The following is a 17354-nucleotide window of genomic DNA, read 5'->3' on the forward strand; positions in this document are numbered from 1 at the left end:
CGGCACCTGACCGAGAAGTACAAGATGCGGCGTTCGGTCGGCAGAACCGGTGTGTGCTGGGACAACGCCATGGCCGAGTCGTTCTTCGGGGCATTGAAGAACGAGTGGCTCAACCGTATGGTATTTGCCACACGAGCCAAGGCCCGCCGCGCGGTTGTGCAGTACATCGAGGGCTTCTATAATCGACGCAGGCTTCATTCCGCGAACGGGTACCGGACCCCTATGGAGGTCTACACCGAGTACCTGGATCGGCAGCAAGCAGCGTAGATCTGCCCGCAGATCACCCATGAAGAAGCTGTCCGGAAAACGCGTGGCCCCTCACCCTGAAGAACCAGCTCGGACTGGAACGCCACGCCGCACGCACCACCGAAGGACTCTGGACACGCCTGTGCCAGCGCATCTGCGCCCTCAACGCCGCCATCTGGCACAACTGGCTGATCGGCGCCCCGGTCAAGCGGTCACTGATCGCATACGACCACTGACCGGGGACACTCAACAACCCCCATCAACGATCTAGGCCGTTCCCGGCGCCGCCTATCGGCCGTGGGAGCGGGGCACGGGGTGGCGCTCGACGACCGCGTCCACCGAAGGGAAGTACGTGCTTTTGTGCCCGTCGTCCCATTCGACGACATAGGGCGGTGCCCCGTCACGGCCGTGCACCTCGGTGATCAACGCCTTGCGGTCCGCCTCACCGGTTCGATGTCCTTTGACGATCACCCAGTCGCCTTCGCGCGCCTTCATGATCGGTTCCCTCCGGTCGTCCGGCTGATGGTCCAAGCCTGGTCCAGGTCGTATCCCGCGGACAGGGCCGAAGGTCCCCGACGACGGCCGTTGCCGAAGTCGTAGGCGTCGCCTCTCCGAATCTTGACCGCGCCCCGGCCTTCGTCCGGTCGTCCAAGGGGCAGATCACCGCGGGTGGGAGCATGGAACGACGTCACGGCCGCGGATCTGGCCCGGGAACGGTTCTTCGCGGACGTTCCGGGACGGCATCGCGCCGTCCTCGCGCTGTCCGCCCGCGCCATCGCCGTGCCGGACGGGCACCGCTTCTTCGAGGAGGGGGGCACCGCCGAGCGGTTCTGGCTCGTGCGGTCGGGGACGGTCGCGCTCGATCTGCAGGTGCCCGGGCGGGGGGCGGTGGTGGTGGAGACCCTGCCCGCGGGCTCGGTCGTCGGCTGGTCGTGGCTGTTCCCGCCGCACCGCTGGAGGTTCGGTGCGGTGGCGGTCGAGCCGGTGACCGCCTACCGGTTCGAGGGGCGGCGGGTGCGGGAGCTGTGCGCGGAGGACCCGGCGCTCGGCTACGACCTGGCGTTGCGTTTCGGGGCGGTGATGCTCGACCGGCTGGAGGCCACGCGGGTCCGCGTGCTGGATCTGTACGCGCACCCGCAGGACGTGCCGTGACCGGCCCGGGCTCCCCCATGGCTCCCGTACCGTACCGGGTCGCCGCTCGCCGGTACGAGACCGCGGACACCGCGACGCTCGTCCTCGAGCCCGCCGGGGCGCCGATTCCCGAACCCGCGCCGGGCCAGTTCACGATGATGTACGCGTTCGGCGTCGGCGAGGTCCCGGTCTCAGTCAGCCGGACCGGCCGCGTGCTGGAGCAGACGGTACGGGCGGTCGGTCCCGTCACGCGCGCTCTCTGCACGACGCGTCCCGGGCAGGTCCTCGGGTTGCGCGGGCCGTTCGGCTCCGGCTGGGGCCTGGACGCGGCGCGCGGCCGCGACCTGGTGTTCGCCGCCGGCGGGATCGGCCTGGCGCCGCTGCGGCCCGCGGTGCTGCGGGCGCTGGACGACCGCGGGGCGTTCGGCCGCATCGCCGTCCTGATCGGCGCCCGCACCCCTGCGGACCTGCCCTTCGCGGGCGAACTGGACGCGTGGCGGCGGCGCGGCGCGCAGGTCGAGGTGACCGTGGACCGCCCCGCGCCGGACTGGACGGGGCACGTCGGGCTGATCACCGCACTGGTCGGCGCGGCCGACGTCGACCCGCGGGGCGCCGCCGCGTTCGTCTGCGGACCGGAGATCATGATGCGGCTCACGGCCGAGGCCCTCACCGGGCTCGGCCTGCATCCTGGCGACGTCCGGCTGTCCATGGAGCGCAACATGCGGTGCGGGGTCGGCTGGTGCGGGCACTGCCAGCTCGGCCCGCTGCTGATCTGCCGCGACGGCCCGGTCGTCCCGTTCGAGCGCGCGATGCCGCTCATGACGGTGAGGGAGCTGTAGCGATGGGCCGTCCGACTCTGGCGGTGTGGAAGTTCGCCTCCTGCGACGGCTGCCAGCTCACCCTCCTGGACTGCGAGGACGAACTGCTGGAACTCGCCGGGCAGATCGAGATCGTGCACTTCCTGGAGGCGTCCGGCGCGGCCGGGGAGGGGCCGTACGACGTGTCGCTGGTGGAGGGGTCCGTCACGACGCCCGCGGACCGGGAACGGATCCGGCACGTGCGCAGGGTCTCCCGGAAGCTGATCACGATCGGGGCGTGCGCGACCGCCGGAGGCGTCCAGGCCCTGCGCAACTTCGCGGACGTGCGGGAGTTCGCCTCCGTGGTGTACGCACGGCCCGAGTACGTCGCGACGCTCGCGACGTCCACCCCCATCGCGGCGCACGTGCCGGTGGACTTCGAACTCCAGGGGTGCCCCATCGACCGCCGCCAGCTCCTGGAGGTCCTGGCGGCCCACCTCGCCGGGCGCAGGCCGGACGTCCCCGCGCACAGCGTCTGCTTCGAGTGCAAGATCCGCCAGAACGTGTGCGTGATGGTCGCCCACGGCACACCGTGCCTCGGGCCGATCACCCACGCGGGCTGCGGAGCGATCTGCCCGTCCTACGGGAGGGGCTGCTACGGCTGTTTCGGCCCGTCCCCGACGTGGGGCGGCGACCGCCCCAACACGCGCGGGCTGCTGCCGTGGCTCGACATGACCGAGGACGAGGCGCGGCGCGTCCTGTCCACCTTCAACGTCGCCGCCTACCGCGAGGACGGCGCGCTGGAAACGCCGGAAGGGACGGGCGATGACGCATCGCCATGACCGGACGCTCAAGGTGGGGGCGCTCGCGCGGGTGGAGGGCGAGGGCGCCCTGTACGTCCGGGTGCGGGGCCGGGACGTCGAGGAGGTGCGGCTCGACATCTACGAGCCGCCGCGGTTCTTCGAGGCGTTCCTGCGGGGCCGCGCCCACACCGAACCGCCCGACATCACCGCCCGGATCTGCGGGATCTGCCCTGTCGCGTACCAGATGAGCGCGTGCCGGGCCGTCGAGGACGCCTGCGGCGTGACCGTGGACGGCCCGCTCGGCGAGCTGCGGCGCCTGCTGTACTGCGGCGAATGGATCGAGAGCCACGCCCTGCACGTGTACCTGCTCCACGCGCCCGACTTCCTCGGCTATCCCGGCGCGGTCGAGATGGCCCGCGATCACCGGTCGGTCGTCGAGCGGGGGCTGCGGCTGAAGAAGGCGGGCAACGCGGTGATGGAGCTGCTCGGGGGCCGCGCGATCCACCCGGTGAACGTCCGGATCGGCGGCTTCCACCGGACGCCGTCGCGCCCCGAACTGGCGCCGCTCGCCGAGGCGCTGCGGCGGGCCCGCGACGACGCGCTCGCGACCGTGGAGTGGGCGGCGGGCTTCGAGTTCCCCGACTTCGAGCACGACCACGAGCACCTCGCGCTGGTCTCGGACCGGTATCCACTGGAGAGCGGCATGATCCGCCGGGGCGGCGGCCGCACCTTCCCTCCGGCGGAGTTCGAGGAGCACGTCGTGGAGGAGCAGGTGCCGCATTCGACGGCGCTGCACGCCCGCTTCGCCGACGGCGGCACGTACCTCGCCGGCCCTCTGGCCCGCTATTCCCTCAACCGCGAGCGGCTCTCCCCGCTCGCCCGGGAAGCGGCGGACCGGGCCGGTCTCGGCCCGGTGTGCCACAACCCGTTCCGCAGCATCCTCGTCCGTGCCGTCGAGATCGTCTACGCCGCGGACGAGGCGTTGCGGATCATCGACGGCTACGAGCCGCCGCCCCGGCCGTCCGTGCCGGTCGAACCCCGTGCGGGCACCGGGCACGGCGTCACCGAAGCCCCGCGGGGCCTCCTCTACCACCGCTACGTCCTCGGCCCGGACGGGCTGATCGCCTCCGCCCGGATCGTCCCCCCGACGTCCCAGAACCAGGCCGCCATCGAAAACGACCTCGGCCGCTTCGTCGCCTCGCGCCTGCACCTGGACGACCACGCCCTGACGCACCGATGCGAGCAGGCCATCCGCAACTACGACCCGTGCATCTCCTGCTCCACCCACTTCCTCGACCTCACCGTGGAGCGGTCATGACCGTCGTCATCGGCGTGGGCAACGACTTCCGCCGGGACGACGGCGCCGGGCCGGCCGTCGTCACGGCGCTGCGGGGGCGGGTCGCGGCGACGCTCGCGGTGACCGACGGCGAGCCGGCACGGCTCATCGACCTGTGGGCGGGCGCCGACCTCGCCATCGTCGTCGACGCGGTGCGCTCCGACCCGCCCGATCCCGGACGGGTCCACGAGTTCGGGGCGGAACTCGACTCCGGAGACGCCGGCCCGACGCGGTTCACCAGGCGCCCCGTCACCGACCACGCGCTCGGGCTCGGCGACGCCGTCGCGCTGGGGCTCGCGGTCGACCGCATGCCCGGACGTCTGCGGATCCTGGCGATCGAGGGGCTCGACTTCGGCTTCGGCCGGGGCCTCACCCCTCGCGTCGCCGCCGCCGTCGACGCCGTCGCCGACCGGATCGCGGCCGCGCCGGCGCTGTCCGCACGCCGACCACCTGTGGAGGAAGAGGAACAGATGCTCATCGCACCCGCACCGCCCGCGACGAGACCGTCCCGGCAGCGCACCGGGGACCGGCCGTCATGACCGCGCGGGAGCTGACCGGCATCGGCCCGCTGTTCGACGCGCTCCGGCGGGCGGGTTACACCGTCGTCGGCCCGACCCTGCGCGACGAGGCGATCGTCCTGGCGGAACTGGACTCCGCCGGCGATCTGCCGCACGGGTGGGGCGTCACGCTCTCCCCCGGCGGCTACCGCATCCGCCGCCGAGACGACGGAGCCGCCTTCGCCCACGCGGCCGGACCGCAATCGTGGAAACCCTTCCTCCACCGCTCCCGGGTGAAGCTCTGGGAGGCCGACCGGACTGCCGACGGCTTCACCGTGCGGGAACCCGAACCCGAGCGGCCCCGCCTGGCGTTCCTCGGCGTGCGGCCGTGCGACCTGCGCGCCATCGCGATCCAGGACCGCGTCCTCCTGGGCGGCGACCATGCCGACCCGTCCTACGCGGGCAGGCGCCATGACAACTTCATCGTCGCCGTCAACTGCACCGAACCCGGCGGAACGTGCTTCTGCGCCTCCATGGGCACCGGCCCGTCGGCCGGACCCGGCTACGACCTCGCGCTCACCGAACTGGCCGACGCGGGCGAGCCCCGGTACGTGGTGGACATCGGAACCGAGGCCGGCCGGACCGTCATGGACGATCTGCGCCCGCCGCCCGCGAGATCCGAGGACGTCGAGCGGGCCCGTACCGAGGTCGCGGCTGCGGCCGACCGGATGGGCCGGCGGATGCCCCCGCCGGCCGCCCTGCACGACCTCATGGCCACGACCCTGGACGCGCGGCGCTGGGACGACGTCGCCGAACGCTGCCTGAGCTGCGGAAACTGCACGATGGTGTGCCCCACCTGCTTCTGCACCCGCGTCACCGACACCACCGACCTCACCGGCGACCACGCCGAACGCTGGCAACTGTGGGATTCCTGCTTCGACCGCGACTACTCGCACCTGCACGGCGGGGACGTGCGCGCGTCCGCCCGCAGCCGCTACCGCCAGTGGCTGACCCACAAGGTCGGCACCTGGCACGACCAGTTCGGCTCCTCCGGCTGCGTGGGCTGCGGCCGCTGCATCGTCTGGTGCCCGGTCGGCATCGACATCACCGAAGAGGTCGCGGCCCTGCAGGACGAAGCGGCCGCGAGCCCGTCCGCCGATCCCGCCCGTCCACCGGACGCCCGCTCTTGAAGGGCCTCACCGGGGGACGATCGCGACCGGGCAGTGCGCGTGGTGGACGGCCCCGTGACCGACCGATCCCGGCCGCGGTGCGGCCCGGCCGCGCCGGTGGGCCCCCGTGACGAGTAGGCGGGCGGTGCGCGAGGCGTCGACCAGCGCGGACACCGGATGGTCGTTGACGACCTCTTCCACCACATCGACCCGCGGGTGGGCGGCGCGCCGCCCGTCCACCGCGGCCGCGACCCTCTTGCGAGCTTCCGCCTCGATCGTCCCTTTCTCGACGAGGACGCCCTCATAGGGCGGGAACAGGGTCCAGGCGTGCACGACCCGCAGCCGGGCCCGGCGGAGCGCCGCGGCGCCGAAGGCGTAGTCCAGGGCGGCCTCCTCGTCCTTCGCCGGATCGAGCCCCACCACGACGTCCCCGCGTTCGGCCGCATCGCCCCGCACGATGATCAGCGGGACGGGCGTGCGCGCGGCCATCCGCAGGCCGGTGGAGCCGAGGAGCAGGCCCGCGAAGCCGCCGTACCCCCGATTGCCGAGCACCAGCTCGAAGGCGTGTCCGGCCTCCTGCTGCAGGGCGTCGGGCGTGTACTCGGCCGCGAGCCGCGTCGTCGTCTCGAGGTCCGGCCTGCGCCGGTGGACGCGCTCCACCGCCGTGTCCAGAACGCGATGCCCGATGATCGCCATGCGCTCCACCGCTTCGGGCGGCGAGAACATCGGTATGCGCCGGGGCCACGGATCCAGGACGTGCACGAGCCTCAGCGGCCGATCACGCCGGGCGGCCTCACCCGCCGCCCAGTCCAGCGCCCTGTTCGCGCACTCCGACCCGTCGACGCCGACCACGACCGGTTCGCACATGTCCGCTCCTCCCTGCCGCTCCGTCAGGGCCCCGCCCTCACGGAGCTTCCCGCCCGTGCCGGTCACGGGCCGGGTCCTGCCGATCTCTACGCCGGGGAGGTGAGGTGGTCGATGTCCTCCCGGGCGACCACGCGCAGGCGTCCCGCAAGGTCCGCCAGGGCACGGCTCGCGGCCAGTTCGTCACCGATTTCCGGCACTTCGGGATCGGCGGGGTTGCGGCGCGCCCGCCCCTGCCCCACCGTTCTGTGCTCTGCGTCGGTGAACAGGATCGCGCGCGCGACGGTCTCCGCGCCGTCCTCGCTGATGTAGATGCCCACGTCCCATCTCTTGGTCTCCATGACTCCCCCTCGACGGTTCCATTTACATGGTCCGTGGCGGGGTAGTGGGGCGAGTAGGGCCGGAGGTCCTGAGCCGTCCCGGTTTCGGATGGACCGATGGCCCTGCTCGAGGGGCCGTTCGGTCGCTGCGAAGCCGGTTGCGGCCGTGGAAGGTTGGAGGCGCATCCGAGCGAGGACGGAAGCGGACGGAAACGGTGAGGGGGCTCGCCATGATCGCCAGGCAACGGACCCACGACCGCTCGGAGGCCGTCGGGGCGCCCGCCCGCGGTCTCACCATCGTGATCGGTGATGCCGGCGAGGCACGCCGGGGCTGTGCCGTCACCTCGCCGACCCGGCTCATGCGCACCTGGCGCAGCCTCACCGCCGTTAACGCCGCGTTGCACGCCGGCGACACCGACGCCCGGGCGGTGCGCCGCGCGATCCAGACGTACGACACGCTCCGCCAAGAGATCATCCGCTCGGTGTCCGCGCCGCTGGCGCGGGAAGTGCACCAGATGATCCCTCCGCTGGAGGAGGACGCCGGAGCGGTGCAGGCACGCATGGCGTGCGCGGGCGCGCTGGGCTGGCTCGACGCGCTGATGACGTCCATGCTGATGCAGCTCGCGGGCGTGGGCGCGGCGGACGATCCGGAGAACGCCCCGGAGAGCGGCCCGGCCTCGCGCTGAACGGCGCGTGGCCGGTCATCGCGCACCGGTGCGGCCGTGCGCCCGGCGGACCTTGCGGCGGAGTTCGTCGGTGCCCCAGACGATCACCGGGAACACGGCGATGATCGCCAGAACGTCCGCGGGCAGGGCCGCCGTGCCGAAGAGCCCCTGCAGCGGCGGCAGGTAGATCAGGGCGGCCGCGAAGACCAGTTCGAAGACGATGCCGCCCAGCAGCAGCGGATTGGTGAGCAGGCCGACCCGGCGCAGGGACGCGTGGTCGGTGCGGGCCGCCATGGCCGTCCCGACCTGGCAGGTCACCAGGCCCGCGAACGTGGCGGTGGTGGCCGCCAGGTAGGCGTGGTGAAGCGCGCCGCCGGGCCCTGTGTCGTCCCCGGGACGCCAGCCCGCCTTCCAGAGCACGTAGAAGAACGGGATCAGCACCAGGACGGCGGACACCACGCCCAGGTAGCCCCACGCCCGCACGAGCATGTCCCGGGTGATGACGCCCTGCCCGGCGCGGCGGGGCGGCCGTTTCATGATGCCGGGTTCCGCGGGCTCCCGTCCGAGCGCCAGGGCGGGGACGGTCTCGGTCCCCAGGTCGATGGCGAGGATCTGCAGGACCGTCAGCGGCAGCGGCACGAGCCCGCCGCTCAGCGCGAAGATCAGGAACGGGACGATCTCGGGGACGGCGTGGGCGAAGATATACAGGATGAACTTCCGGACGTTGTCGTAGACGCGGCGGCCGGACTCGATCGCGGTGACGATCGTCGCGAAGTCGTCGTCGGTGAGCACCATCGCCGAGGCCTCGCGGGCCACGTCGGTCCCGGACCGGCCCATCGCGACGCCGATGTGGGCCTGGTGCAGCGCGGGCGCGTCGTTGGCTCCGTCACCGGTCATCGCGACGATGCGTCCGTGGGCCCGCAGCGCGTCGGCGATCTTGAGCTTGGTCTCCGGTGCGGAGCGGGCGAACACGATCTCGGTGTCCTGGCCGATGAGCTCGTCGAGGTCGTGGTCGCCCATCCGTTCCGCTTCGGCGACGACCGTCAGGCGGGGGACGCCGATGCCGACCTCGGCGGCGACGGCCGCGGCGGTCGTGCCGTTGTCACCGGTCACGATGTGGACGCGGAGTCCGGCGTCGTGGCAGCGACGCACCGCGTCCGGCACCTGGGGGCGCGGCGGGTCGTAGAGTCCGGCGAGCCCGAGGATGTGCAGGCCCGTCTCGGCCTCCTCCCTGCGCGCGGGCGCGGCCGCGCCGGCGGGCACGTCCCGTGCCGCGACGGCCAGTACCCGCAGGCCGCGGCGGGCGAGGTCGTCGACGGCCGCGCGGACCGCCGCGTGCTCCTCGCCGGTGCCGGCGGCGCGGGCGAGCACCGCCTCGGGCGCGCCCTTGGCGTAGACGACGAGCCGGTCGTTCTCGGCGGTGACGACCGACATCATGCGCAGCCGGGCGTCGAAGCGGAAGAGCGCCCGCCGAGCGGCGTCCCGCGGTTCGAGGGGCGGCGGCTCCGCGCCGCCCGCGCCCTCCACGAGCGCGACTTCGGTCGGGTCTCCTTCGAGACGGCCCGAGGCGTCGCGCGTCACGGTCGTGCACTGCACCATCGCGGTCGCGAGGTCCGGGGGCGGACGATCGCCGCCGGCGCCCGACGCTGTCCCGCGTGCGGGCGTCCAGAACGCCTGCAGCCGCATCCGATTCTGGGTAAGGGTGCCCGTTTTATCCGTGCAGATGACGTTCGTGGATCCGAGCGTCTCCACCGCGCTGAGCCGTTTGACGACAGCGCCGCTGCGGGCGAGCACCCGCACCCCGACCGCGAGGGCGAGGGTGATCGTCGGCAGGAGGCCCTCCGGGACGTTGGCGACGAGCAGGCCGATGGCGAAGGTCAGGGCGTCGGCCAGGGGCAGGCCCACGGCCGCGCCGACGAGCAGGAAGGCCGCGCCCATCCCGACAGCGACCGCCGCGATCAGCCAGGCGACCTTCTTCACCTGGGTCTCCAGCGGACTCGGACGGCGGGGAGCGCGCTGGCTCAGCGCCGCGATCCGGCCGAGCTCGGTGCGTCCTCCGGTCGCATGGACGATGGCCCGGCCCTGCCCGCCGACACAGGTCGTCCCGCTGAACACCAGGAACGGCTCGTGGAGGAGCGCGAGATCGCTCCGCGCGGGACCCGCGACCCGTTCCACCGGTGCCGACTCCCCGGTGAGCATCGACATGTCGATCTCCAGCGCGCCGTCGACCAGCCGCGCGTCCGCGGGGACCTTGTCCCCCTCCTCGATGGCCACGAGGTCGCCGGGCACCAGTTCCGTGGCCTCCACGGATCGTCGCCGTCCGTCCCGGACGACGGCCGCGTGGGGCGGCAGGTAGGCCGCCAGCGCCTCCACCGCGCGTTCGGCGCGATGCTCCTGCAGCAGCGCGAAGGCCGCGTTCACCACGATCACCGTGAGAATCGCCCAGCCCAGCACGGGCAGGCCCGCGACGAACGCCAGCACGGCGGCCGCCCACAGCAGCAGCGCCAGCGGATGCGCGAGCTGGCGGACTGCACTGCGCGCCAGCGACGAGGTGCGGGCCTCGGGCACCCGGTTGGGCCCGTAGACGGTCTGCCGCCGCGCGGCCTCGCGTTCCGAGAGCCCTCTCGGGCCCGTACCGAGTTCCTTGCGCAGGAGGGAGATCGGTTCGCGCGGGTCCGCGGTGATCCCCTCGGACGAGTCGGGCGCGGCATCGTTCGGAAGTGCTCTCATGGTTGCCTGCTCTCGCGCCGGCCGACGCCACCGGCCGTCGAGCGCCTCAGCGGAGCCGGCGCAGGTAGGGATCCCAGGCTTGGCACGGGGCGACGCGGACGCGCGCGTCGACGGCCACGACGCCGTCCGGGCGGACGATCGTGGGATTCAGGTCGAGTTCGGCGATCCGCGGATGATCGGCGGCGAGCCGCGACAGCCGCAGCAGCGTGTCCTTCAGCGCGGCGACGTCCCCGGCGGGGCGGCCGGGGTGGCCCAGCAGCAGCGGTGACAGCCGGACGCCGCGGACGAGCTCGCCCGCGTCGGCATCGGTCAGCGGGGCGAGGCGCGCGGCGCGGTCGGCGAGGGCGTCGGCGTCGACGCCCCCGGCGCCGAAGACGACCACCGGCCCGAACACCTCCTCCTGGATCGCGCCGCACAGCACCTCGACCCCGTCGGCGGCCATCGCCTGCACGACCACGCCGCGCAGGCGGGCGCCGAAGTGTCCGGCCAGGTCCCGGTAGGCGGCGCGGACGGCGGCCTCGCCGCGCAGGCCGAGCCGGACGCCTCCGGCCGCCTTCTTGTGCAGGACGCCCGGCACGTCCGCCTTGAGCGCGACCGGGCCGGCCAGCTCGGCGAAGGCCCGCACCGCCGCGGACTCGCCGTCGGCCGACCGCCAGCGCGCGAGCGGCAGCCCGTAGGACTCCAGGAGCCGGAAGGTCTCCACGGGCGGCAGCCATCCCCCGTCCTCGTGGGCGGCGAAGAACCCATCGATGATCGCTCGCGCGTCGTCCGGCCGGACACCGGGCAGGTCCGGCGGCGTGCCGGGGGCCCGGCCCCTGCGCCGCGCGTACGACCAGGCGCCGGCCAGCGCGCGGGCGGCGCGCTCGGGGTACGGGTAGACGGGCGTTCCCGCCTCGATCCTGACGTTCTCCGGTTGCCCGGGGTCGACCACGACCAGCGGCTTGCCGCAGCGGGGCACGGCGGTCCGCAGGTCTCCCAGAGCCGTCGGGACGACCAGGACGATCAGCGCGTCCGCGGACTCGTCCGCCGCCACCGCCTCGATCGCCCGCGCGAAACGTTCGGCGGTGACCGCGGCGGTGGTATCCACGGGGCCCGCCGTCGACGCGGCGGCGGGCAGCAGATCGGCGAGCCGCCGCCGCACCGCGGGCGCCGTCTCGCAGACGAGCAGTCCCGCGTCCGTGCACGCGTCGGCCGCGAGCACGCCCGCGCCCCCGGCGTTGGAGACGACCGCCACGCGCGGCCCCGCGGGCAGCGGACGGCACGCCAGCAGCGCCGCGGTGTCGACCAGCTCACCGAGATCGTCGGTGGCGATGATCCCCGCCTGCTCGAACAGCGCGCGGCGGGTCAGGTCGGGCGTCGCGGCCGCGGCGGTGTGCGACGCCGCCGCGCGTTCACCGGCGGCCGACCGTCCCGCCGACACCGTCAGCAGCGGCATGCGGGCCGAGACGCGGCGGGCCGTCCGCGCGAACTTGCGCGGGTTGCCGAACGACTCCATGTGCATGATGCCCAGGCGTGTCGTCTCGTCCGACTCCCACCACATGAGCATGTCGTTGGAGCTGACGTCGTACTTGTCGCCGACCGACGCGAACGACGAGACCCCGATGCCGAGCCGTGACAGCTGCTCGATCAGGCCGATGCCGATCCCGCCGGACTGCACCACCACCCCGGCCGTCCCGGGACGGGGCCGGCGCGCGCCGAAGGTCGCGTCCAGGCGCGCCGCGGTGTCGGCGACCCCCAGGCAGTTCGGACCGACCAGGCGCATCCCGTGCTCGCGGCAGACGGCGAGCAGATCGGCGCCCTGCGCCGCCGTCAACCCCGAGCTGACGACGACCAGCGCCCGGGCGCCCCTGCGGCCGCACTGCCCGGCCGCGTCGACGACGGCGGCAGCCGGGACGGCGACGACCGCCAGATCGGGGCGTTCGGGCAGCTCACCGGGGCTGGCGACGCATGGTGCGCCGTGCAGCGTCCGTCCGGCCGCGTGCGGATTGACCGCGTGCACCGCGCCTTCGTAGCCGCCCGAGCGCAGGTTCTCCAGGATCGCCGCGCCGACCGTCCCGGCCCGGCGGCTCGCCCCCACGACCGCGACGGTGCCCGGCCGCAGCAACGCCCGCAGGCTCGCGACGTCCGCCCGCCGCTCCCGCTCGGCGACCGCGTCGAGGTACGCCTCCCCCGGTGCGAGCGGCAGCGTCAACTCGACCACACCTGCCGTGACGCGGCGTTCGGCCGGCAGCCCGGCGTCGACGAACACGCGCAGCATCGGCGTGTTCTCCGCGAGGGTGTCGGCGCGGAAGGCCGCCACCCCGCGGACGCGCGCCAGCGAGGCCAGGTGCTCCAGCAGCAGGGTGCCGACGCCGCGGTGATGCATGCGGTCGGCGACCGCGAGCGCCAGTTCCGCCTCCCCCGGGACGTCCGCCGGTTCGTATTCGGCGACGCCGACCAGCCGACCGTGCGCCCACGCGCCGAGTGCCGCGTGATCGGGACCCGGGGCGCGGCAGACCCGCTCCGCCAGCCGCTCCGCCATGGCCCGGTTGAGAGCGAAGAACCGCCGGTAGAGACTCTCGTCGGACAGCCCCGCGTGCAGGATCCGCACGGCTTCGACGTCGGACTCCGCGAGCCGCCGGATCTCGACTTGCTCGCCATCGCTGAGCAGGGCGAAGGCCCGGCCGGCGGAGCCTCGTTCGGTCAGGCGGGACGTCATCGCGCCCTCCTCACGGCGACGGGATCACGGCGATCGGGCAGGGCGCGTGATGCACGGCGCCGTGGCCCACCGCGCCCAGCGCCGGCAGCGGGCGCCGGTGCCGGTGCGCGCCCACGACCAGCAGCCGCGCGTTCCGGGCCGCGTCCGCGAGCGCCGCCACGGGCTGCTCGCAGGGCAGCTCCTCGACCACCTCGACACCGGGATGGCGGGTACGCCAGGGAGCGACGATCCCGGCCAGGGACTTGCCGAGTTCCTCCCGTGTCTGAGCGCGGTCGGCGGCGGTCACGGTGGGCTGCATCGACGGAGGCAGTTGCCAGGCGTGGACGACCCGCAGCCTCGCCCCGTGCAGGAGGGCGGCGTCGAAGGCGTACTCCAGCGTTGCCTCCATGCCCCGCAGCAGGTCCACTCCCACGACGATCTCCTCGCCGTCACCAGGTCCGCGCACGATCACGACCGGAACCGGCAGGTGCCCGGCCAGCCGCAGCCCGTTCGAGCCCAGCAGCATCCCCCGGAACCCTCCGAGCCCGCGGCTGCCCAGTACCAGCTCGTATGCCTCCTCGGCCTCCTGGCGCAGGACGACCGGGACGGCGTCGGCGACGACCGCCGTCGTGACCTTCAGGTCCGGCCGATCGTCCAAGATCCGTCGCTTGGCGTCCAGCACCGCCGTGCGGCCGGACGTGGCGACATAGTCGTCGATGTGCAACGGCGCGTACAGGGGCGCGCCGAACGCGTACGGCCACACTTCGACGGCGTGCACAATGTGCAGCGGCCTTCCGCGCCGGGCCGCCTCGTCCGCCGCCCAGTCCACCGCCAGGTCCGCGCCTTCGGACCCGTCCGTCCCCACCACGATGCGTTCCGGCATGCCTCCTCCTTCACTTGCGGCACCGGATTCCACTCCACCAGCCGAGCCGCTCCACTCCCAGGGGCGAACGTCCCGTATCCGGGGCGTGACCAGGGACCTTCGCCTCTGCGCGGCTCGGCGCGGGCCGAGCGATCCTGGAACGGACAGGGGGAGGTGTGACATGACCGTCCTGATCGCCTATGCGAGCGTGCACGGCTCCACCGCGAGCATCGCCCGGCGGATCGGCGAGGTGCTGGCCGAGCACGGGGAGCGAACGGACGTCCGTCCGATGGACGAACTCGGAGACCGGGGGCTTGACGAGGTCGGCGGGCACGACGCGTTCGTGCTCGGCAGCGCCGTCCACGAGATGACCTGGCTTCCCGCGGCCACCGAGTTCCTCTCGCGGCACCGCGACGTGCTCGCCCGCCGTCCGGTGTGGCTGTTCAGCGTCGGGATGCCGGCCGCGCTGCGGGAGCCGTGGCGCCGCCTGGCGCCCAAGGAGGAGAAGGACGTCACCGAGCCGCTGCTGCGGCTGCTCAGCCCCGAGGGGCACCGGTTGTTCTCCGGGGTGATCCGCCCCGAGCACCTGCCGCATTCGGGACGCCTCATGTTCAGGGCGCTCGGCTTCCGGTACGGCGACTACCGCGACTGGGACGACGTCCGGCGCTGGGCGGACGAGATAGCCCGGAACCTGGCGTCGAACCGCCGCCGCGCCGCGCTGTGAAGACCTCCGAACCGGACAAGGTCATGAACGATCTTCGACATCTGGACGAGGCCGCCTGCATGGCCCTGCTCCACGACGTTCCGGTCGGACGCGTCGCGTGGGCGGACGACGACGGCCGCGTCACCGTCCTGCCCGTCAACCACCTGGTCGACGGCGACTCGATCGTGTTCGGCACCGCCGAGGGGGGCAAGCTGGAGGCCGTCCGCGCCGGGCGGCCGCTGACCTTCGAGGCGGACGATCTCGAACCGGCCCTCGAGACGGCGTGGAGCGTCCTCGTCACCGGCACCGCCGAGATCATCACCGATGCCGCCGAGGCGCGCCGCGTCCGCGCCCTCTCCCCGCGTCCGTGGCCGCACTCCCCCACGTCCTTTCTGATACGGCTCGTCCCACGCAGCGTGACCGGACGCCGCATCCCGCTGCGGCCGGGCGGGGTCCACTGGGCGGACGGCGGCTGACGGCTCGGGAGAGGGCACGGAGCGCCGCGGGGCCGCGGACGGAGGGGTGGGTCAGGAGCCGTTGAGGGGCGCCGTCCACTCGACCTCGGTGCCGCCGCCGGGCCGGGGGCGGACGGCGAACGTCCCGCCGCACCGCTCGGCGCGTCCCCGCAGGTCGGCGAGGCCGCTGCGGCGCCCGGCCCCGGCGGTCCCGACGCCGTCGTCCTCGACGCGCAGCGTCAGCTTCTCGTCCGCGTGCACGCTGACCCGCACCGCGGCGGCGCGGGCGTGCCGGGCCACGTTGGCCAGCGCCTCCCGGAGCACGGCGACCGCGTGCTCGGCCATCTCGTCGTCCACGAGGGTGTCCAGCGCGCCGTCGAGCCGGACGGACGGAGCGAAGCCCAGGCTCTCGGCGGCGGAGTCGATCACCGAGTGCAGGCGGCCGCGGAGCGTTTCGCGGTCGGAGGGCGTCTGCAGCGCGTAGATCGTCGAGCGGATCTGCCGCATGGTGGCGTCCAGGTCGTCCACGGCCCGCTGGACCCGCGCGGCCACCTCGGGCTTCTGGGCGATCTTGAGTGTGGCCATCAGGCCCATCGCGGTGGCGAACAGCTGCTGGATCACGGTGTCGTGGAGGTCCTTGGCGATGCGGTCGCGGTCCTCCAGCAGCACCAGCCGCTCGGCGTCCCTGCGCCGGTCCGCCAGTTCGAGCGCCACGGCCGCCTGCCCGGCGTACGCCTCCAGCAGCCGTTGCGCGCCGTCGGGGAAGGCGTGCCCGCCGGGGGCGTTCATCGCCCAGACCACGCCGCGCGCGTCTTCCCCCAGCCCCAGCGGGACCATCAGGAGCGGACCGACGTCGAGCGCCACCGACACCTCGCTCTCGCGCAGCGCCTCGTCGCCGTCGGCCACGCGGAGCGAGACGCCCGTGGTGAACACCTTGCCGCCCAGTGATCCCTCGATCGGAACGGCGCCGCCGCGGACCTGGTCCGCGCCGCGCCCGTCGGCGGCCACCATCTCGAACCGCTCGCGGTCCTCGTCGACCAGGGCCACGGCCGCGAGGTCCGCGCCGACGACCTCGCGGGCCCGCCGCGCGACCACCGCCGTCGCCTCCACGGGATCGGGTCCCGACAGCAGGGCCGTCGAGATCTCGGCGGACGCCTTCAGCCACCGCTCCCGGCGCCGCGTCTCCTGGTAGAGGCGGGCGTTCTCGACGGCGATCCCGGCGGCCGTCGCGAGGGCCGAGACCACGGCCTCGTCCTCCTCCTCGAACGCGCCGCCGCCGATCTTCTCCGTCAGGTAGAGGTTGCCGAACACCTCGTTGCGGATCCGGATGGGGACGCCCAGGAAGGAGCGCATAGGCGGATGGTGGGCGGGGAAGCCGTAGGACTCGGGGTGCCGGGACAGGTCGGCGAGCCGCAGCGGGCGCGGGTCCTTGATCAGCAGGCCGAGGATGCCGTGCCCGTGCGGCCAGTCGCCGATCTCCGCGATCTCCTCCTCGGTGACGCCGACCGTGATGAACCTGACGAGACGTTCCCCTTCAGCGCCGATCACCCCCAGCGCCCCGTACCGGGCCTGCGCGAGGCCGGCGGCGGACTCGGTGATCCTGCGCAGCACCGAGTCGAGGTCGAGGTCGCTGCCGATCGACACGACGGCGTCGAGCAGCCCGTGCACGCGGTCCCGGGTCGCGCGGGCGGCGGCCAGCCGTGCCTGCAGCTCGCCGAGCAGGTCGTCGAGCCGCAGGTGAGGGAGGATTCCGCGGGTTCCCTCGTCGTCCGGCGTTGGCTCCAGTGGCACACTGCCATTATCACCGCCGTCGACAAGAATGCCAGAATCGGGACTTTGGTCCGAGATGTGAAGGACTCTGGAAACCGCTTCCCAAGGCAAACAACGGGTAGCGTTCGTTTCATGAGCGCATGCCCGAGGGAGCGATGCCATGAATGCGACGACCGAAGGCCGTGACGCGGCGGCGGGCACGGCGATCCGCGTCTTCCTGCTCGACGACCACGAGGTCGTGCGCCGGGGCGTGTCGGCGCTGCTGTCGGCCGAGGCCGACCTCGAGGTCGTCGGCGAGGCGGGCACGATGGAGCAGGCCCTGGTCCGCG

Annotated in this window: 17 protein-coding genes and 2 pseudogenes; 12 read left to right on the forward strand and 7 right to left on the reverse strand. The window is 73.6% G+C overall.

Annotation, left to right across the window (positions count from 1 at the left end; translation table 11 throughout):
- The coding region (locus tag H505_RS45900; protein ID WP_034521067.1) for an integrase core domain-containing protein at positions 1-267 on the forward strand (267 nt) is incomplete at its 5' end.
- A gap of 53 nt (positions 268-320) precedes the next feature.
- Positions 321-482 (forward strand): annotated as a pseudogene (locus tag H505_RS52855) (IS982 family transposase); the annotation flags it as partial.
- Between the two features lie 52 nt (positions 483-534).
- Here the strand turns inward: H505_RS52855 and H505_RS0132785 are convergent.
- A complete protein-coding gene (locus H505_RS0132785) occupies positions 535-741 on the reverse strand; it encodes a DUF1918 domain-containing protein (RefSeq protein ID WP_026405331.1) in 207 nt (68 codons plus the stop codon).
- 174 nt (positions 742-915) lie between these two features.
- Here H505_RS0132785 and H505_RS0132790 point away from each other — a divergent pair, with 174 nt between their 5' ends.
- From H505_RS0132790 to H505_RS45915, 6 genes are read left to right on the forward strand one after another with little or no spacing between them, the layout of a single operon-like run.
- Positions 916-1398, forward strand: a complete 483-nt coding sequence (locus H505_RS0132790) for a Crp/Fnr family transcriptional regulator (protein ID WP_211238614.1) — start codon at positions 916-918, stop codon at positions 1396-1398.
- Positions 1399-1415: 17 nt separating this feature from the next.
- Entirely contained in the window at positions 1416-2216 is an 801-nt protein-coding gene (locus H505_RS0132795; RefSeq protein ID WP_034521069.1) for an FAD/NAD(P)-binding protein, read from the forward strand.
- A gap of 2 nt (positions 2217-2218) precedes the next feature.
- Positions 2219-3016 (forward strand): NADH-quinone oxidoreductase subunit B family protein, encoded by a 798-nt coding sequence (locus tag H505_RS45905; protein ID WP_034521070.1) that lies wholly within the window; start codon positions 2219-2221, stop codon positions 3014-3016.
- Positions 3000-4295: a Ni/Fe hydrogenase subunit alpha gene (locus H505_RS0132805; RefSeq protein WP_026405334.1), complete on the forward strand. Its 1296-nt coding sequence runs from the start codon at positions 3000-3002 to the stop codon at positions 4293-4295. The genes H505_RS45905 and H505_RS0132805 overlap by 17 nt, the downstream gene beginning before the upstream one ends.
- A complete protein-coding gene (locus H505_RS45910; RefSeq protein ID WP_064743763.1) occupies positions 4292-4852 on the forward strand; it encodes a hydrogenase maturation protease in 561 nt (186 codons plus the stop codon). Before H505_RS0132805 ends, H505_RS45910 begins: the two co-directional genes overlap by 4 nt.
- Positions 4849-6000 (forward strand): 4Fe-4S dicluster domain-containing protein, encoded by a 1152-nt coding sequence (locus H505_RS45915; RefSeq protein WP_051301449.1) that lies wholly within the window; start codon positions 4849-4851, stop codon positions 5998-6000. The genes H505_RS45910 and H505_RS45915 overlap by 4 nt, the downstream gene beginning before the upstream one ends.
- A 6-nt stretch (positions 6001-6006) precedes the next feature.
- Here H505_RS45915 and H505_RS0132820 read toward each other — a convergent pair whose 3' ends face one another.
- Together H505_RS0132820 and H505_RS0132825 are read right to left on the reverse strand one after the other, a co-directional pair.
- Complete coding sequence (locus H505_RS0132820) at positions 6007-6846, reverse strand: universal stress protein (RefSeq protein WP_026405335.1); 840 nt, start codon at positions 6844-6846, stop codon at positions 6007-6009.
- Positions 6847-6932: 86 nt separating this feature from the next.
- Positions 6933-7163 carry a dsRBD fold-containing protein gene (locus H505_RS0132825; RefSeq protein WP_341849579.1) on the reverse strand — a complete coding sequence of 77 codons (231 nt, stop codon included), beginning with the start codon at positions 7161-7163 and terminating at the stop codon, positions 6933-6935.
- Positions 7164-7378: 215 nt separating this feature from the next.
- On the opposite strand from H505_RS0132825, the gene H505_RS0132830 reads away from it, so the two are divergent.
- Complete coding sequence (locus tag H505_RS0132830; RefSeq protein ID WP_026405337.1) at positions 7379-7849, forward strand: hypothetical protein; 471 nt, start codon at positions 7379-7381, stop codon at positions 7847-7849.
- 15 nt (positions 7850-7864) lie between these two features.
- Here the strand turns inward: H505_RS0132830 and H505_RS0132835 are convergent, their stop codons facing one another.
- Genes H505_RS0132835 through H505_RS0132845 form a run of 3 tightly spaced genes read right to left on the reverse strand, consistent with a single transcriptional unit; the run spans position 7865 to position 14118 of the window.
- On the reverse strand, positions 7865-10558 hold the full coding sequence (locus H505_RS0132835; protein WP_051301450.1) for a cation-translocating P-type ATPase: 2694 nt from the start codon (positions 10556-10558) through the stop codon (positions 7865-7867).
- Between the two features lie 46 nt (positions 10559-10604).
- The gene (locus H505_RS0132840; protein ID WP_051301451.1) at positions 10605-13256 is read right to left on the reverse strand and encodes a bifunctional acetate--CoA ligase family protein/GNAT family N-acetyltransferase; all 2652 of its coding nucleotides are present in this window, start codon (positions 13254-13256) and stop codon (positions 10605-10607) included.
- 10 nt (positions 13257-13266) lie between these two features.
- Positions 13267-14118: a universal stress protein gene (locus H505_RS0132845; RefSeq protein ID WP_026405340.1), complete on the reverse strand. Its 852-nt coding sequence runs from the start codon at positions 14116-14118 to the stop codon at positions 13267-13269.
- A gap of 160 nt (positions 14119-14278) precedes the next feature.
- Here H505_RS0132845 and H505_RS0132850 point away from each other — a divergent pair, with 160 nt between their 5' ends.
- Both H505_RS0132850 and H505_RS45920 read left to right on the forward strand, forming a co-directional pair.
- Positions 14279-14821, forward strand: coding sequence for a flavodoxin domain-containing protein (locus H505_RS0132850; protein ID WP_026405341.1), 543 nt, complete (start codon positions 14279-14281; stop codon positions 14819-14821).
- A gap of 23 nt (positions 14822-14844) precedes the next feature.
- Entirely contained in the window at positions 14845-15276 is a 432-nt protein-coding gene (locus tag H505_RS45920; RefSeq protein WP_064743764.1) for a pyridoxamine 5'-phosphate oxidase family protein, read from the forward strand.
- Between the two features lie 51 nt (positions 15277-15327).
- Here the strand turns inward: H505_RS45920 and H505_RS0132860 are convergent, their stop codons facing one another.
- Positions 15328-17046 (reverse strand): sensor histidine kinase, encoded by a 1719-nt coding sequence (locus tag H505_RS0132860; protein ID WP_245592685.1) that lies wholly within the window; start codon positions 17044-17046, stop codon positions 15328-15330.
- 139 nt (positions 17047-17185) lie between these two features.
- On the opposite strand from H505_RS0132860, the pseudogene H505_RS52160 reads away from it, so the two are divergent.
- A pseudogene (locus tag H505_RS52160) lies at positions 17186-17354 on the forward strand (DNA-binding response regulator); the annotation flags it as partial.

Origin of the sequence: Actinomadura rifamycini DSM 43936, assembly GCF_000425065.1 — a bacterium.
GTDB classification, from domain to species: domain Bacteria; phylum Actinomycetota; class Actinomycetes; order Streptosporangiales; family Streptosporangiaceae; genus Spirillospora; species Spirillospora rifamycini.

Coding starts and splice junctions, on each gene's coding strand:
- H505_RS0132850 (WP_026405341.1), top strand. CDS start 14,279: ATGACCGTCCTGATCGCCTATGCGAGCGTGCACGGCTCCACCGCGAGC.
- H505_RS45905 (WP_034521070.1), top strand. CDS start 2,219: ATGGGCCGTCCGACTCTGGCGGTGTGGAAGTTCGCCTCCTGCGACGGC.
- H505_RS0132840 (WP_051301451.1), bottom strand. CDS start 13,256: ATGACGTCCCGCCTGACCGAACGAGGCTCCGCCGGCCGGGCCTTCGCC.
- H505_RS45910 (WP_064743763.1), top strand. CDS start 4,292: ATGACCGTCGTCATCGGCGTGGGCAACGACTTCCGCCGGGACGACGGC.
- H505_RS45920 (WP_064743764.1), top strand. CDS start 14,845: ATGAACGATCTTCGACATCTGGACGAGGCCGCCTGCATGGCCCTGCTC.
- H505_RS0132795 (WP_034521069.1), top strand. CDS start 1,416: ATGGCTCCCGTACCGTACCGGGTCGCCGCTCGCCGGTACGAGACCGCG.
- H505_RS0132835 (WP_051301450.1), bottom strand. CDS start 10,558: ATGAGAGCACTTCCGAACGATGCCGCGCCCGACTCGTCCGAGGGGATC.
- H505_RS0132785 (WP_026405331.1), bottom strand. CDS start 741: ATGAAGGCGCGCGAAGGCGACTGGGTGATCGTCAAAGGACATCGAACC.
- H505_RS45915 (WP_051301449.1), top strand. CDS start 4,849: ATGACCGCGCGGGAGCTGACCGGCATCGGCCCGCTGTTCGACGCGCTC.
- H505_RS0132820 (WP_026405335.1), bottom strand. CDS start 6,846: ATGTGCGAACCGGTCGTGGTCGGCGTCGACGGGTCGGAGTGCGCGAAC.
- H505_RS0132805 (WP_026405334.1), top strand. CDS start 3,000: ATGACGCATCGCCATGACCGGACGCTCAAGGTGGGGGCGCTCGCGCGG.
- H505_RS0132845 (WP_026405340.1), bottom strand. CDS start 14,118: ATGCCGGAACGCATCGTGGTGGGGACGGACGGGTCCGAAGGCGCGGAC.